Source organism: Halobacillus sp. B29, from assembly GCF_052246755.1.
GTDB lineage: Bacteria > Bacillota > Bacilli > Bacillales > Halobacillaceae > Halobacillus > Halobacillus halophilus.
The window spans coordinates 21,535-38,637 of record NZ_JBQQCM010000013.1; the positions used below are offsets into that span (position 1 = coordinate 21,535).

General features: G+C 45.6%; 13 protein-coding genes. 4 read left to right on the forward strand and 9 right to left on the reverse strand.

The window, feature by feature from the left end:
* Positions 1-146: 146 nt before the first annotated feature.
* From ACTWP7_RS15860 to ACTWP7_RS15900, 9 genes are all read right to left on the reverse strand, one after another.
* Positions 147-1,352: an aspartate kinase gene (locus ACTWP7_RS15860; protein WP_443124031.1), complete on the reverse strand. Its 1,206-nt coding sequence runs from the start codon at positions 1,350-1,352 to the stop codon at positions 147-149.
* An 18-nt stretch (positions 1,353-1,370) separates the two neighbouring features.
* Positions 1,371-3,188 carry an IucA/IucC family protein gene (locus ACTWP7_RS15865; protein WP_443124032.1) on the reverse strand — a complete coding sequence of 606 codons (1,818 nt, stop codon included), beginning with the start codon at positions 3,186-3,188 and terminating at the stop codon, positions 1,371-1,373.
* Between the two features lie 551 nt (positions 3,189-3,739).
* A complete protein-coding gene (locus tag ACTWP7_RS15870; protein ID WP_443124033.1) occupies positions 3,740-5,071 on the reverse strand; it encodes a lysine N(6)-hydroxylase/L-ornithine N(5)-oxygenase family protein in 1,332 nt (443 codons plus the stop codon).
* Positions 5,046-5,594 (reverse strand): GNAT family N-acetyltransferase, encoded by a 549-nt coding sequence (locus tag ACTWP7_RS15875; protein ID WP_443124130.1) that lies wholly within the window; start codon positions 5,592-5,594, stop codon positions 5,046-5,048. The genes ACTWP7_RS15870 and ACTWP7_RS15875 overlap by 26 nt, the downstream gene beginning before the upstream one ends.
* A gap of 29 nt (positions 5,595-5,623) precedes the next feature.
* Positions 5,624-7,348, reverse strand: coding sequence for an IucA/IucC family protein (locus tag ACTWP7_RS15880; RefSeq protein ID WP_443124131.1), 1,725 nt, complete (start codon positions 7,346-7,348; stop codon positions 5,624-5,626).
* 32 nt (positions 7,349-7,380) lie between these two features.
* The gene (locus tag ACTWP7_RS15885; protein WP_443124034.1) at positions 7,381-8,892 is read right to left on the reverse strand and encodes a pyridoxal phosphate-dependent decarboxylase family protein; all 1,512 of its coding nucleotides are present in this window, start codon (positions 8,890-8,892) and stop codon (positions 7,381-7,383) included.
* Positions 8,893-8,896: 4 nt separating this feature from the next.
* On the reverse strand, positions 8,897-10,246 hold the full coding sequence (locus ACTWP7_RS15890) for an aspartate aminotransferase family protein (RefSeq protein WP_443124035.1): 1,350 nt from the start codon (positions 10,244-10,246) through the stop codon (positions 8,897-8,899).
* A gap of 308 nt (positions 10,247-10,554) precedes the next feature.
* Complete coding sequence (locus tag ACTWP7_RS15895) at positions 10,555-11,514, reverse strand: alpha/beta hydrolase (protein ID WP_443124036.1); 960 nt, start codon at positions 11,512-11,514, stop codon at positions 10,555-10,557.
* On the reverse strand, positions 11,514-12,149 hold the full coding sequence (locus ACTWP7_RS15900; RefSeq protein WP_443124037.1) for a GNAT family N-acetyltransferase: 636 nt from the start codon (positions 12,147-12,149) through the stop codon (positions 11,514-11,516). Before ACTWP7_RS15900 ends, ACTWP7_RS15895 begins: the two co-directional genes overlap by 1 nt.
* Positions 12,150-13,076: 927 nt before the next feature.
* Here ACTWP7_RS15900 and ACTWP7_RS15905 point away from each other — a divergent pair.
* From ACTWP7_RS15905 to ACTWP7_RS15920, 4 genes are read left to right on the forward strand one after another with little or no spacing between them, the layout of a single operon-like run.
* The gene (locus tag ACTWP7_RS15905; protein ID WP_443124038.1) at positions 13,077-14,570 is read left to right on the forward strand and encodes a spore germination protein; all 1,494 of its coding nucleotides are present in this window, start codon (positions 13,077-13,079) and stop codon (positions 14,568-14,570) included.
* A 5-nt stretch (positions 14,571-14,575) separates the two neighbouring features.
* Entirely contained in the window at positions 14,576-15,778 is a 1,203-nt protein-coding gene (locus ACTWP7_RS15910; protein ID WP_443124039.1) for a Ger(x)C family spore germination protein, read from the forward strand.
* Entirely contained in the window at positions 15,762-15,938 is a 177-nt protein-coding gene (locus ACTWP7_RS15915; protein WP_443124040.1) for a hypothetical protein, read from the forward strand. Before ACTWP7_RS15910 ends, ACTWP7_RS15915 begins: the two co-directional genes overlap by 17 nt.
* Positions 15,935-17,038 carry a GerAB/ArcD/ProY family transporter gene (locus tag ACTWP7_RS15920; protein WP_443124041.1) on the forward strand — a complete coding sequence of 368 codons (1,104 nt, stop codon included), beginning with the start codon at positions 15,935-15,937 and terminating at the stop codon, positions 17,036-17,038. Before ACTWP7_RS15915 ends, ACTWP7_RS15920 begins: the two co-directional genes overlap by 4 nt.
* Positions 17,039-17,103: the final 65 nt, after the last annotated feature.

Sequence of the window (17,103 nt, forward strand, 5' to 3'; positions counted from 1 at the left end):
GCCCCGGTTGCTCTTTTGTATGATTTTGAAAAGCCTATAAGATAGGAAATAGAGTAAAGGAATTCGTTTAAGGTATGCTTTTTTCTCAAAAGTTTTTTCCATTAAAAAGAAGACCGAGTCCTGTTCTGGAACCGGTCTTCTTTATTTTAAAGTGCGATGGATGCTTTCTTACTTTCCAACCCCATAAACCAATCATGAATTCGCTGTGCCACTTCAACCGCATACTCCTCTGGTACAACGACACTCCATGCATCCGGAGCACAATTTATTCGGTACACATCTCCAGAAGGCACAAGCTCTTTCTCATTCAATAAAGGAGCCAGCCTTCGTTTTTCATCAAGGTCGGCAAACACGAGATGGACCGCAGTCATTCCTTCAGCATGTTGAATCGAATTGATGCCCAATTTATGCTTATTCTCATTCAACCAGGCTGACATCTCGCTCCCATGCTCCTCCTTGATTATCAAATCTGTGTGCCCATTACTGACCTGCACGTTTCCTACTAAGGAATTCACATCAGCTAATCCGGCCAGAAGCTCTTCTTCCTCAATTTTACCTCTCCATTGAAAATAGGATAATCCTTTTTGAAAAGTAACCCCGACCACTGGAAAGGCAATCCCGCTATCATGCTGAATCTTCGTCCCTTCCTGTTCATGAAAACTGGAACGCACCACGAGAGGAATCTGGTGATCTTGCGCATACGCCACTGCTCTCGGGTGGACAACTTCCGCTCCCGTCTCAGCCAGGGTAAGCAAATGGGTATAATTCAAACGTTCATGTTTCCTTGCTCCGAGAACATAGCGGGGATCAGCCGAGTAAACTCCGTCCACATCGGTAAAAATTTCACAGCGGTCTGCTTGCAATGCGGCCGCGAGCGCCGCGGCTGTCGTGTCTGATCCTCCGCGGCCAAGTGTGCAGATTTCCTGATTTTTTGCACATCCTTGAAAGCCGGCAACCAGTACGATTTTTCCTGCATTCAATTCTTCCCGAATCTTCGCGGTGTTTACGTCTGTAATTCTGGCATCGCCGTGCACCTCTTCTGTTTCAAGCCCTGCCTGAGCTCCTGTCAAAGCGATTGCTTCCCTGCCTCTTTCCTGTATAGCGAGCGCAAGAAGCGAACTTGAGATTTGTTCACCGGTAGATAACAATAAATCGAGTTCTCTTCCTGCAGTACAGGAAGAAACCTCGCTCGCCAGCTGCACCAGTTGGTTGGTAGTATCACCCATGGCCGAAACTACAATGACCAGCTGACTGCCGTTCTCCTGTTCGCGAATGGCCCTGTCTGCAATAAGCCGGATCCGCTCAGTTGATTGTAAAGAAGTCCCTCCATATTTTTGTAAGACCCGTGCCAAGATAGATTCCTCTTTTCTTTACGTAGTAAGGTTTGATTGTTTTTTAAAAGCTGCGAGAGCATTGGTTACACGACCAAATTCGGATGCGTGCGGCCGGTCATCTCCATCAGCGTAGCCATAATCAACCATGCGGTTGCGATTGAGACAAAGCTTGGTCATTTCCGGTTTGAAGAAATCGAATAGTTCAAATCTCTCTTCCAATTCCGGAAATCTTTCCTGGTAATGATGGATGGATTCCGCCAGCAGCTGCCAGAACTTCTCCTCGTTCAGTAAATTATGATTTTCTAATTGATGACTCAAATAACGCAGGTGGCAGATAAACAATCCCGTAAAGATAAATTGCGTCAAACCTTCCGGCGGTTCCGTACGCAGGACCGTTTTCATCTCGTCTGATAAGTCAGCGAGCTCTGGAAACGGCTGATCCGTAACATTGACGTCATCGACGAAGTCTTTAATCGCCAATCGGTGCGGCTGATGATTTTTCAACACAAGAATCGTGTTCTGCCCGTGCGGTGAAAAAACAGTGCCGTACTGATATAGATAATGAAGCAGCGGGTCCATCACTACTTGATAAAATTTCTTCATCCATTCTTCCGGTTCAAGTCCTGACGCCTCCATCATGGCCTGGATATAAGGCGTCCCGTTGTGGTCTTCGTGTAAAAGAGCGGCAAGTGTGATCGCTTGCTCCCCTTCTTCTAAATACGTATAAATACTTTCCCGCCAAATCGCTCCTAACATTTCCAGGTATTGATACGGGGTATCCTTTACCGCGGAATAATGTTTATGGTCAACATTGATACTGGCATTTTCACCAGGCAGGATGACGCGGCACTCATTTTTCAAGAAATCATCGTTTTCATACATTCCTTTAATCAGCTCCGTTACCTTCGGAGCAATAAGCGTCCGCTCTGACGGAAGCCCACGATAAACCAGCGTGTTTAAAATACTCATCGGCAGCTTCACGTGGTGCTTTTCTGTAGAAATTTTATTCACAAATGTACGAATTGACTGCTGAGGAAGATAAGCATCTTTTCCGTCACCCAGGGCGATGATCTCCTTTTTCGCTATTTCTTCAGGGAAATGCTGGATCAACTGATTCTTCCACTGCCATTCATGCACCGGAAAGAAATAATAATCCTCAGGATCGCGGTCTTCTGTTACTACTTTTTGAGAAAAAGCACTTCTTTCCTCTTCACTTAATTCCTGCTCAAGCAGTCGTTCGTAGCTAACGTCCTCGACCGATTGAAAGCTGGCTAATTTTTTATGTGCAGCAATCCAGGAAAGCTGGACTTCCTGCTGGTGCTCCGGGGCAAACTGCAAATATTCTTCATAGCCAAAGCCAATTCTTCCTTTATTGTATGTAATCCACGGATGACCTTTCATATATCCTTCCAGTTCCGCATAATCAGCTGATAAAAGTTGTTCGGAGGTGCGGTCTGTCTTCTGCATTAGATGGACATCAGCGATTAAGGTTGCGTTGAGCTCTTTAATTAAGTGGCCTGTCGTTTCGGCCGACATGCCAATGATTTCTTTCAGATCGACAAGCAGTTCAATCGCACTCTCAGCTTCTTTTTCCTCTCCCTTCTCGATTTGTACGATAGATTCTTTACTGACATCAAAGCTATCGAATAGACGCTGTTCTGCGTCAAACTGGTACGCTTTATCGCTGGATACGCTCAGTTCATACGTTCGCATTTTCCCGCTTGAGTGAAGGATTTCCGGCTGGATCATATCCTCATACATATACTCAGCTAACATCTTTGCGATCAATTGCTGATTAGCTTCTTTCCAATCCTTCGCGTTTAACTGTTCGTGAATTTCCTTTTGAAACAACAAGACGATCCCTTCTTTCTATATAAATAATGGTTATGTCAGGCGTAGTTATTGATTTTTTATCATGGTGTAAGACTGAATTTCGAGATGTTTGTAGCAATAGGGTCGTTGGGGAAGGACTCGCTTTCCTGTGGGGGAACCGGCAAGCTTCCTCGGGCTGCGCCCTGTGGGATCTCGCCAACTCCCTTCTCCCACGGGAGTCTCCCCCTTCCCCAACGACCCTTACGATATAAAAGGCTCGAAATCATCTTAGATAAACGGAAGCTGTCATTATGCGAATCACTTGTATAATAAAGCTGCAAATCAAGCTTTCTTCGTATAAAAGCCCTACACCATGGATATCGTTTCGAGCCTCTACTTAACGTATGGGGGTTGGAAAAACGGCGAGACTCCTATGGGATGAACATGATCGGTGAGATCCCGGAGGGCTATACGAGCCCGAGGAAGCTCAACACATGCCCATGGAAAGCGAGCCGTTTTACCAACCACCATCACTTATTACCAACATCTCGAAACTAATCCTTACGCAATCCGGAGCTTATGTGTAAGACTAATTAATATAGCGGCACTGGCTGCTTTTTTGTTCCAAAGGTCTGAAACACGTGCTTTTCATCTACAGAATAAACTTCTCGCCCAGCAATTTGGTTAATAATGACGGCATTTCGATAAGCCCCTAAACCAAGGTCCGGTGCTCCGACTCCGTGCGTATGGAGTTCTCCATTTTGTATAAAAATCTGACCCTGTGTCTGTAGACGAGTCGCCAAATCATAGCCTTTGTTCACGACAAACCGCCCCTGTTCATCCCAGATGATCGCTTCTTTCATTTCTTTGAAAAAAGCAGGAACACGAGGCTGATAACCCGTCCCTAAAATAACGACATCTGCTTCGACCTCTACAGGCTCGCCGGTTACCTTTTGATAACCGTTTAACCTAAAGTTCTGACCCTGCTGCTCGATTTCTTTCAATTCGGTCATCGCCTGCAGATGAATACCAGGATCAGCATTACCGACCGTCCTTTCATATAAATGATCGTAAATCTCCGCGATCGTTTCTGAACTAATCCCTTTATAAAGAAGATCCTGTTCATTCAGCAGCTGATCCTTTTTGACTTGCGGAAGCTGATAAAAGAAGTCAATATAGTCCGGTGAAAAATACTCAAGGCCGAGCTTGGAGTACTCCATAGGGAAAAAACCTGGCGACCTCGTGTACCACTCCAGCGATCCTAATCTCTCTTCCTGGTGCTTCGCTACATCTAAAAATACCTCAGCTGCACTCTGTCCCGAGCCGATCACCGCAACCGACTGCCCCAGATTGCAGTCCGGCTTTCGAGCTAAGTATTCGGACGTATGAAACACCGATTCACCGAGCGCGTCTTGGAACGCTTCCGGCACCCGCGGCTCCGTACCTATCCCCATAACGATGTGTCTAGCCAGAAATCGATACTCACGACCCGTTTTCAAGTCTTCCGCAGTCACCTGATAGACCGTCTCTCCTTCGACCGGAATCGTCGTTACGTCAGTCACTTCGCTGCCAAACCGACAGGAGGCCAGCCGCTCACTGACCCAGCGGCAATAGTGATTGTATTCCTTTCTTGGAATATGGAACTTCTCAAGAAAATAAAAGTGATACAGCCGGTTATGCTGCTGCAGATAATGTAAGAAGCTGTACTTACTCGTTACATCAGCCATGCTGACCAGATCCGCAAAAAAAGGCACCTGCAGCGTAGTTCCCTCAATCAGCATATGAGGATGCCAGTTGAACTCCTCTTCTTTCTCCAGGAATAATGCCGAGACATCCTCCACCGGATCGAGCAGCGCAGCCATCCCCAGATTGAATGGTCCCAGTCCGATGCCAATGACGTCATACACCTGTTTCTCTGCGTTCATTGTTCCACCTCGTTTCAAATTCTTCGCGTTCACAAAACATAAGCAATCCTTCCTTATCAGGCAGCGTTACCGGAGTAATTGGTGAGAAGCCGCACTTTTTAAATACATGAATCATTTTTTCATTACGAATATCCGGTTCAGCCACAACCCGGGCAGTAGATGCCTGCTGGAATTGAAAGCGAACCATCGCCCTCAGCATGGGAAGGGCGAAGCCTGCGCCTAGAAAACCTTTTTCTCCAATCAAAAGATGCACTCCCTGATCCCAGGCTTCCGCTGTGTAATAGTTGGCGATGATATCCCCTTTCACCCAGTAGGCTTCCCAGTAGCTCATCACTTCGCCGTCGATCGTGCCGAGATAAAGTGTCTGATGATCGTCAGCTAGCGCTTTACGAAAGTGGGTTTGAAACCGATCGAGTGAAATATTTAAATTCCAGAAGGGGTGGACATGCTCTTCGTTCATCCACCGGTGCACCAATTCCACATCCTCAAAGGCAGCTTGGCGGAACCCGATGGTGCGCTCGATGGTTTCGTCGTACCATTCAAATTCAAGCGTCATACACGAACCCCTGCCTTTACCGCGAGTGGATTATCCACCGCCGTGTACACGGACTGGGCTTCCATCGGTCCCACCAGTTCATCCATGTCATACAAACGTGTCAAAAGGTTCGCTTTGCATGGAAGTTTACTTTCTTCCAGCAAACTCTGAATCAACGGAGATGGAAGATATTCCTTCAGACGCAGGCGTAAATGATCCATCAACCTCTCCTCTTCGATCAGCCCGCTCACGCCAAATCCATTAATCAATCCAAACAAGTGATTGAAGAAAAAGTAATAGCGAAGCCGCTCCTCGGCCACCTCATCCGCACAAATCGTGTCACTTTTTTCATTTAAAGAAGGCAGAAGGGCTTTCAGCTGCTCCTCCTTCGACCGGCTGAAGTAATAGCCTTGATTGTCCCGGTAATAGAATTCTTTTGGATAGCCATTCTCTAACCGGACGACCGAGTTCTGCTGGTGAGCCTCCGGAGCAATTCCGTAAGTCGTGAACAGCCAAAGAATTGGATCCAGACAAATCGTTAGATACTGTCGGAACCAGTCCAGACTGACTGCTTCAACAGTCCGCCCTTCCCGATTCGAGATTCCCTGGATCAGAGAATACAATCTGGACTTTCCACCATAAGCATGGTCTTGCACAAGACCGGCAACTAAGCTTGACTGCTGGCTATTTTGATAGAATGGATTTTCTCTCAGAGCCACTTCAAACCCAGAAACCTCTTTACTAGATTTCAGATTAATAAAGGCCGGATCTTTCATAATGTGAAACTGCGGGTAACGGGCTTTTAATTCGTGCCCAAGTTCTGTATCTAATAATCTGGTCACTTCCACCCCTCTTGCCAGTTCTTTCGGCTGGTTGGTTCGAAGGGAATTGGTGATTTTCACCGGTATCGAAAACTTGTACATAAACCGGGAATCTTCACTGTATAGCGTCCGGAACGAAGACGTCGCTGTAAAAAATAAACCGGCCGGTCCGACATTCTTTAGTGCGCCTGACGTTAGCAGCCGCTGGACTTCTTCCTCCTGCAGCACCGCTTTTACCTGAAGAGGATGCATGGGAATTAAATAGCGTCCTTGCTTCCACTCCGCTTCCAGCTTCTCTGCATCCTGCCCCTGGGCCGCATCTTCATAAATCAGCTCCGCCGCTGAACAGTCCAGACTGAAATCCTGATCGACGAGTTCCGGGTCCGCACTAAAATAATGAAGTTGAAATCTGCCCTTATGTTCCGGTGAGTACATCCGGTCCTCAGCATCCGTCAGACCCTGTTTACTTTTTGGCGTCGGATGCATCAAATGTCCGAACAATAACGACTGCTCCGCCTCGATATAGGTAAACTCTTCCTCTACTAAACTTTGGCGGTCACCTACTCGCTCGCTGACATAGTCTTTCATCTTTTGGCAGCTGAGCAGTACGCGCAGCACCAGCTCATCTTCAGAGAATTCCTGCCCATGACCAAGCAGCCATTCTTTTACGAGCAAGCTGGTCATCGTGACATAATCGAGGGTATGATCATCATCATAACCTTCGGCTCGATAGGAGATCGGAAAGTCAAATAGATGTCTTCCCGTTAAAGACCAATACTGGACAGGTACATACACGGCGAGCTTCTGCCGCGTTAAAGGTAAACGCAAAATCCTCTTTCCTTCTTCCACTGATGAATCCGGCGCTGTTGTCCATTCATAATACTCTGTTTCTCTTAAGTAACAATTGAGAAAGCTCTGCATCGTTGCCTGTTCTGCTATTTCTTTTGCTTTTATCAATGAGGAGTCCCTCCTACGATTGCATTTGCTGTTTTTTCAATCTCATCGATCACTTCGTCCACATCTTCTTCACTCGTACGCGGATTTAACAACGTAAATTTAAGGTGCGTTTCTCCATCCACCCCTGTTTTTGCGATCACCGCCCTGCCTTCCTGAAAAAGCTGCTGCTGGATGTTCCGGTTCAGCTCTCCAGGAGAGTCGATTTCATCCTGGCGATATTGAAACACGACGGTCGACATTTCAGGCTTTGAGTTCATCACTTTAAAACAAGGGCGTTTCTCAAGCTCACTTGCAGCATATTGAGCCACTTCCATCGTTCGATCAATCATGCTTCCTAACAAACTAGTTCCCATCGTTTTCAACGTCATCAGTACCTTGAGCGCATCAAACCTCCGTGTGGTCTGGATACTTTTATCTACCAGGTTCAGGATGCCGTCCTCTTCATCTTCAACAGGGTTAAGATAATCCGCATGATGGGATAACAGACGCAGATGCTTCCGGTCTTTTAACAAAAACACCCCGCAGCTGATCGGCTGAAACAGCCACTTATGAAAATCAAGCGCCATCGAATCCGCTCTTTCTAAGCCCGCAAGCTTATGCCGGTGTTGATGACTGAGCAGCAAACCTCCACCATAGGCAGCATCCACATGGAGCCAAAGCCCCTTATCCTTACAAAGGTCGGCAAGATCCTCTAAAGGATCCATGCTGCCATAATCCGTCGTCCCGCATGTAGCAGCGACCGCAAAGGGAAGCAGACCAGCTGATTCCAGCTCTTCTACGATACGTTCCGCTTCGTTTGGATCCATTTGATGATGCTCATCCACGGGAACCGGGATGACCGCCTGCTCTCCAAGCCCAAGCTGGGAGATCGATTTTTTAACCGAGAAATGAGCGTTCTCTGAGCAAAGCACTCTCATTTTCGTAAAGTTTTCCGGCAGTCCTTCCGTCTGAACACGATGGTTCCATTGCGACAGGCAAAAGGCGTCGCGCGCAAGCAGCATTCCCATATAGTTCGACTGGGTGCCGCCGCTTGTGAAAACGCCATCCGCAGTTTCCGGATAATTCACGGTCTCTGTAACATAGCGAATGAGTTCTTCTTCCACATAGGTAGCGGCAGGACTCTGATCCCAGGAATCCATCGACTGATTAAGAGCTCCAATGATTAACTCAGCCAGCACCCCTGGTAAAAGGGGCGGGCAGTGAAGATGAGCCATACTCTTTTCATGAGACACATGCAGACTGTTTTTTAAAATTGGTCCTTTAATCTCCTGCAGCACTTCTTGGAGCGACTGCGCTGTTTCAGGAATACTCATCACTGGGCTCAGCTGCTGTTTAATCTCATCCACCTTAAGCCCTGTAAAAGGCTGGTCGGTTTCTCTTAAAACGTCAGCGATCATGTCCGCGACCAGATCGGTTTGTTTACGAAAAGCTTCTGCCCCTTCTTCGCCCTGCTGAAGGACAAACAGATCGAATAAATTGGCTGTGTGATTTTTGGTTGTCGTCACCATAGGCTTACTCCGAAAGAGCGGCCGCTACCGCTTCACGGAAGATCGAGAGTACTTCTTCTGCCTGTTCGTCTGAAATAATAAGTGGAGGTAAGAACCGCACGACTGCTCCGTGTCTGCCTCCGACTTCAATGATCAGCCCGCGGTCAAAGCATTCTTTTTGAACGCGGCTCGCAAGCGCTCCATCCGCGGGATACGCTCCTCGTGGAGAAGACTTTCCAGATGGATCAACCATCTCGACGCCAATCATCAGTCCGCGGCCGCGAACATCGCCAAGCTCGGGATAATGCTGCTGCATGTTTCTCAATTCCTGTAAAAGTTTCTCCCCTATTTCGGAAGCATGAGACGCGAGCTGATGCTCTTTCACGTACTTAAGGGTTGCCGTTCCTGCAGCCATTGCCATCTGATTTCCGCGGAAGGTACCGATGTGAGCCCCTGGTTCCCACTCATCAAGATCGCGGTCATACACGACGACCGACAGCGGAAGACTTCCGCCTAACGCTTTCGATAGGACGAAAGCATCCGGAACAATTCCGGCGTGTTCAAATGAGAACATCTCCCCTGTCCGGCCAATCCCTGTCTGCACTTCATCAATAATTAACGGAATGCCGTGGTCTTTGGTGATTCTCCGCATTTCTTTCAGCCATTCAATCGAAGCTGGTATGGCTCCTCCTTCACCCTGTACGGTTTCAAAAATCATCGCTGCCGGAGGAAGAATGCCGCTTTCCGGATCATCTAACAACTGTTCAATGTATGCCGCACTCAGTGCAGCTCCTTCTTCCCCGCCTTTTCCGAAAGGACAGCGGTAATCATAGGGGTACGGCAGAAAATGTGTATCCGGAACGAGCCCCTGAACCTTCATTTTAGGAGCCAGATTTCCGCTTATGGACATCGTTCCATGCGTTGACCCGTGATAACCGCCCTGGAAGGTTAATAAGCTCTGTCTGCCCGTTGCGGTCTTCGCAAGCTTTAAAGCTGCTTCGATCGCATCCCCGCCGGTCGGACCGCAGAACTGAATTTTCGCCCGGTCCCGGAATCCTTCTGGAAGACTTGAAAACAATTCATCTACAAAACGTTCTTTCACTTCGGTCGTAATATCCAATGTATGTAACGGCAGCCGGTCATGAAGAACTTTATGCATAGCCTCAATGACTACCGGGTGATTATGTCCTAAAGCTAGTGTCCCCGCTCCTGCCAGACAATCTATATAGGTTCTTCCCTCGACATCTGTAATATATATACCTTCCGCTTCTTTAATCGCTAATGGGATACGGCGCGGATAAGAGCGCGCATTGGATTCCCTTTTTTCCTGCTGATTCAATAAATCTTGATTGGATTTGCTTGTTGTAACGCTCATTTTTCCAACTCCTTCTAAATCAATTGGCTGTTCAACGTCATATTAGTTGATAATGATTATCAATGTCAACAATAATTGAAAACCATTATCATTATCAATTAAGTAGAGATATGTACCTTGAGCCTTGCTATAAAGGCTTTTTTATTGAAAAAATCAGATATTTGTCGTTTAATAATTAGTAATTTATACCTGTCTATACAAAGAGGACCATTTTCATAGAAAGAGACTTAGTCTGAACGTTTGCGATTGTGCGTCAGCCTATTACTCGATAGTAAAAAATCCACCTTCTTCTCAGAAGGTGGATTTGACTAAGCGTACAGGATTTCTTTTAACTTTCTTGTCGTTTCGTCCAGAGCCTGATGCGAACGGTCGACCACACCAATCATATTGATAAAACTATGGACAAGGTCCTCGTAATGATAGAGATCTACTTCTACCCCGAAGTCTTCCAGCCGCTTGCCGTACGCGAAGCCTTCTTCCCGTAAGGGATCGAATTCAGCCGTCACCAATAGCGTCTGCGGCAGCTTCTTTAGATTTTGCAGCCGGAGCGGCGATACATACACCTCTCCCCCATCAGCAGGATCATTCAAGTAATGATTGAAAAACCACTTCATTTTTTCATTCGTCAAGTTGTATTGGTAATTGGCCTGGTACGATTGGGTGTCAAAATTATAATCCAACACAGGCGTAATAAGAAATTGGCAGGATAGCTCCAATTCCTCTGTATCTCTAAAATAAATAGCCGCAGCCGCAGCAAGATTTCCGCCGGAGCTTTCCCCGCCTACCGCCAAGCGTGATAAATCTCCGTTCCATTCTTCCAGCTGACGAGAAATCCATCTGACCGCATCAATAGCATCATGAAAAGCTGCCGGATAGGTATGCTCGGGCGCGAGCCGGTAACCGACAGACACAACGATGGTTTGGGCATGTTTAGATAGATATCTGCAGACATTATCTGAGCTGTCTAAGTCACCGAACACCCAGCCTCCTCCGTGAAAATAGACAAGAACCGGGAAGGGGCCTGTTCCTTCCGGCTTATAGATTCTGACAGGAAGGTCATGTCCATCTCTCCCCTGAAAGCAGTTCTCTTCCACCGTCACCCCATCGACAGGCAGTTCTGTGAAATAACTTCTCGCCACCTGGTAGTAATCTCTTGATTGCTCCGGAGTCAACTGATCTAAAGGGGGATGCTCCAGCTCGACCATCTTCGCCCCAATCGTTTCCAGTAAATGAACCACTTGTGCGTCTACTTTTATCGTCCCTCTCATCAAACCAGCTCATTTCCCGGGACCGTCATGGACTTACGAATATCAACATCGATTTTCTTTTCGTTGAGGTTTTCTTTAACAGGTGCTTTTTCTCCTGAGATTAAGACAGCTTTTTTGTTCGGCAGTTGGATCCGGCCGAGCACTTCTCCGCCTAACTCTCTCAAAATGGGAATAACGATTCGGTTCCTTCGATCAGGTTCGCCAATAATCCGGCCCGCATTATAGCGGTCAAATAAAAATAGGATCATGGCCCGCACAATAGATAGTCCATCCTCTTTATTTAAGTAGGAGTGAGGTCCGATCAGGAGGTGCATCCCCAGATCACCTTTTTTATTGTTGTAGTAATCTTTGATTGGGTCTTCTTCTACGGAGTAAGCAATCAGATAGCAGACGGGCTCGCCGTTATAAAATCCTACATAGCAGTCCTTATGTTTCGCTTCTACGGATTTATGTACCCATGTTTTCAAATCAGCTAATGGAAGATCCAGCTTCCAGAATGGAGCGATATGTTTTTGATGCATCCAGTCATAAAGCAGTTCAACGTCTCTGTCAGCATCTAACGGGCGGAATGAGAAACTCTCTATGTTTTCTCCCTCTGTGATCGTCAGTTCCGTGTAGTTGGATGTTTGTTGCACAACTTTTCCTCCTCATCAATATTTGATAATGATTCTCATTATCATGTTTGTATTGATTATAGAAAAGAACTATTACGAAAGTCAACTAAACTTTTTACCTATGAGGAAGTGTGAACCACCGTCTCGATCTTCCAGTAAAGCTCCCGATACTGGAAGACTCAGTTTCGAGACTTCTGTGAGAATTAGGTCCTTCGGGGGACGATTTCGCTTTCCGTGGGCATGTGGTAAGCTTCCTCAGGCTTCGCCTTCCGGGATCTTACCGATCATGTTCATCCCACAGGAGTCTTCATCGTCCCTCCTCCGGACCTGGCCAAATTAGAAACTCGAAACCACTTAAGATATCTTCTTGATGACCAAAAACAGCATGGAACATGAGGATTTTTCATGCTATAAATATGTGGCACAGCCTATCATAGAAGCATTTAAGATCAGTTAAGAAGGAGAGCATTCTCTCTTCTGGCAGGGTCCGGTATTCTCCCAGGGCTGGGTTGGTTGGTGGGGAAATGGCGAGACTCCCATGGGAGAAGGAACTAGGTGAGATCCCGCAGGGAGTGAAACGAGCGAGGAAGCTCATGGTAAAAGGAGGATCGACTAAGGTCGCCACGTCCTATGGCAACGTCGATCGACCCTACGTCGAGTAGGGCCATAGGAAAGCGAGTTATTTCCCCACCGGCCCGCTCCTCATTTCGTAACGGATCCCATTTATCTCGAAATTAAGTCTTTAACTAACCGTCCCTATTGGGTAATAACCTCATATGAAATTAGACAATAAACTTTAACAGAACCTCTTTACATGTGGTTTTGCAATCGATTTCCATATTTATAAAGTTCTTTGGCTTGAAGCTGACTGAATCTCTTAGAACTTCTGACTAGTATAAAACATGGATATTTTGCCAAGAATGGTTTAAAAACGTCAGGAGTTTTAATATGGGAAAGGATCAGACTTTTCCACCTCACTTGAGCAAAGGTAATTACAGTCACCTGAGCCTTTCAGGAGATGTGGAAAAAGACGTCAATCAGGTCGCAAAAAGTCTCGGTTATCCCCCTGACCTGGTCTCAAAAGTGTACACATTCAAACATAATGCTTTTGCCGTTTGTTATATAGATGGAATGATCAGCAACGACGAGCTAGAGCTAACGGTCATTCTCCCGCTCATGGACTGGTTCAAAGAACATCGATCTCCATGGGACTTTGAAAAAAAAGACTTTCAACAGCATATCCAACTACCTAAAAAATTCAGTAAAACATCCAACTTTTCTCAAATCCTGGATCAATTGCTGCGTGGAAATGTCATCTTGTTTGTTAAAAAAGGAAAAGAAGCTTTCATAACGGCCGATCAGCGATGGGAAACGAGAGCAATCGAAGAGCCAAGTTCTCAGACGGTGATCAGAGGTCCAAGAGAGGGCTTTGTCGAAACGCTCTCTATCAATACGACTTTAATTCGGAGAAGAATTTCGAATCCTGCCCTCCGGTTTAAACAATTTCTTGTCGGTGAAATCACCCAAACACCTGTCATTGTGACCTATATAGAAGGGCTTGTTAACGAGTCAGCACTAGAAATCGCAATAGAACGATTGACTAATGCGAAGCCAAGAGAGGTTTTTGAAACGGGAATGCTTGAGGAATTGATTGAGAAAAAAGGGTATTCTCCTATACCTACACTTTCGAATACCGAACGTCCCGATGTGGTCTGTGCTGCTCTTGTGGAAGGAAAGCTCGCCATTATGATGGAAGGAACTCCATTTGCCATCATTGGCCCAGTTACATTCATTTCGTTCTTCCAGACTGCTGAAGATTATTATAATCGGTTTGATTTGGCCACTTTTATTAGGTTGATTCGTTTCATAGCTTTTTGGATTGCTTTTTCATTACCTGCGACCTATGTGGCGTTGACGACTTTTCACCAGGAATTGATACCGACGAAGCTGTTGATCAGCCTGACGGCCCAGCGAGAGGGTGTTCCCTTCCCAGCGTTGATCGAAGCCTTAATCATGGAGACTGTATTTGAAATCCTCCGTGAAGCTGGAGTAAGAATGCCTCGACCTATAGGTCCAGCTGTCTCCATTGTCGGTGCGATTGTTATTGGTGAGGCTGCTGTATCGGCGGGACTCGTTTCGCCAGCCATTGTCATTGTTGTATCCTTGACAGCTATCGCGAGCTTTGCAAGTCCTTATTACTCTATGGCAGGTTCCACCCGAATGCTTCGTTTTGTCCTTATGTTGTTCGCAGCAACATCAGGCATTTATGGCATGCTCATCTTCACCCTGGCTTTATGCATCCATCTGGTATCGCTGGAATCATTAGGGCAGCCCTACATGGCTCCTTTCGCCCCTTTTCAATTACAAAAACAAAAAGATACTTTTTTCCGTCTCCCTCTCTGGTGGACGAGTCGTAAAAAAAGGAAGAGTCAGGGGATTTGAATTCTATGAAAATTATTCCTTTCTGTATGATAGCTGTCTTCCTTCTTCTCAGTGGATGCAGCTCACTAAACGAGCTGGATGAGATCCTTATCCTTTCCGGGATTGGGATCGATGAAGGTGAAGATGGTGGAGTTAAAGTTATTCTTAAAGCAACCAACCCACAAGCTAGTACAAGCGGGCAGGAAAGCGGAGGCAGCAACCAGGCTCCCAGTTATACATTTGTAAGCGAAGGTGAAGACGTTATTGGAGCTTTTTCCAATGTGAATGAACTCCTAGGCCGAAAACCTTTTTTTGCGCATATATCAGCGCTCGTCGTGGGTGAGGATTACGCAAGAAACCAGGGGATCAAAGAATTGATTGATTACATGGAGAGGCATTATGAAATCAGGGACAGTTACCTTTTATTCATCGCCAAAGGTGAAAAAGCAGAAACCATCATGAACCTGTTTACTCCGATTGAAAACTCATCCGTGTTTACTATGGAGCGGATGGTCGCTATACCTGGAGGTGCTCACGGTATGCAGGATGGCATCAAGCTTGAAGACTTTATTAAATGGACCTATGGGGACAATCGTGATCCCGTAGCTCTTGGAGTAGAAAAGGTGGATAAGGAAGTCCAATCGACGAATGCAGATATCCTGAACAATATCGAAGGAAATAAAAATGCAGTGAGGTTGACTGGTTTAGCAGCCTTTCAAAACAACCGGCTAAAAGATTGGCTAACTCCAAAAGAAACGTTAAGCTTCTCCCTGCTCACCAGTCATACACGCCAGACATTACCCTACTCCATCTCTTGTAACGAAGGCGAAGGGACCATTGGATTCCGTTTAAAAGAGATGAAAAAGGATTTTAAACCTAAGCTTGAGAATGGAAAACTGACCTACGTCATAAATTTAAACGCCCAAATCGTTCTTGAAGGATTCACCTGCCCATTGAAACTATCTACGAATCAGGGGGTTGATGAGCTCCAGGAGCTCATCAATAATACTCTTGAAAAAGATTTAACCTCTTCCTTAGAGAAGGCTCACGAGTTACAGCTGGATTACTTTGGCATCCGCAATCACCTCTTCCGAAATGAAACGAAGCAATGGGAAAAGGTGAAGGGTGAATGGGATGAATTGTATAAGAATATGGAAATACAGGCTCATGTGAAAACCTACTTGGAATCACCTGGAGCGAGAGTTGATAATAATGAACAAACACAATAAAAAGACGTGGAAAGAAAAAGGGTTTATTATCGGAGCGTGGCTGTTTTCCATGTACTACACCACTGGGTATTTACTAGACCGTCCTTTTTTTCCTGTGACGCGTTGGCTGAAGGCTATTTATAAACCTATCTATACAGCTTTATTCGGAGGTTCATCATGAACATACAATTGACAAAATACCAGCTGTTTACAGTAACGACGAACTTTGTCATCTTCAGCTCCATTTTAATGGCCCCGGCCCTTACCGTCACAGCCGCTAAACAGGATGGATGGGTCAGCATGCTAGTCGCGTTCATCATAGGACTTCTTTTGAATTTCGTTTATATCCTTAACTTAAAAAAGCACCAATACCCTTCTCTATTCAGTCTAATCGACAGAGCAGCAGGCAAATGGATCGGCACTGTATTGAATCTTGTTGTTATGTTCTATGCCTTGCATCTTGCCGCGATGGTTGTGAGAAACTTAAGTAATTTCATCGTTTCCAGTGTATTTCCGAATGCTCACCCATGGATTTATCAAATTCTGGTGATTTCAATCGTCGCTTTTACAGCCCTTTATGGAGTAAGGAACTTATTTCTTATAAATGAATTGTTATCCCCGCTGCTGTTTCTCATCGTAGGCACGTCTTTGATCTTAATCATTAAAGATTTCAGCTTTATAGAAATAAAGCCGGTTTTTTACTCATCTTTCCGATCGATTTTCGAAGGAGCCTACGCAACACTTGGCTTTCCCTTTATTGAAGCCCTAATAATAGGGAATTTCTTTCACTATGTACAACAAAAGAAACAATTGATGTTCGTTTATTTATCTGGGATATCTTTAGGAGGGATTACCCTCGTCATCGCCGTATTGCTTATTATTGGAAACGATGGCGCTTATATGGTAGCAAGGGAAACCTACCCTACCTATTCGGTTCTTAGAGATATAGAGTTTACAACCATATTTGAAAGAATTGAAATCTTAATTGCCCTTGCCTGGATCACAGGGCTCTTTTTCAAAACCACTGTCTGTTTCCTAGTTGTCATGATGGGCTTTAAACACCTGTCCAACTCGAAGAGCTATAGACCCTTCATCATTCCTATTGCCATTTTAACTTGGGCAATGAGTAACCATCTTCACAAGACAGTTATGGATTTTTCCAATTTTGTTACGTCGAGCTGGACGTTATATTGGTTCACTCTTTACAGCGTACTAATGATGGTTTTCCTAATTGGATTTTTGAGGCAGAAAAAGCAATCAGGACAAGATCAGCTACCTTGATCATACCTATATTAATATTTCGATAGTAATAAATTTCCACCTCAGGTCATCCATATTCTGGATGA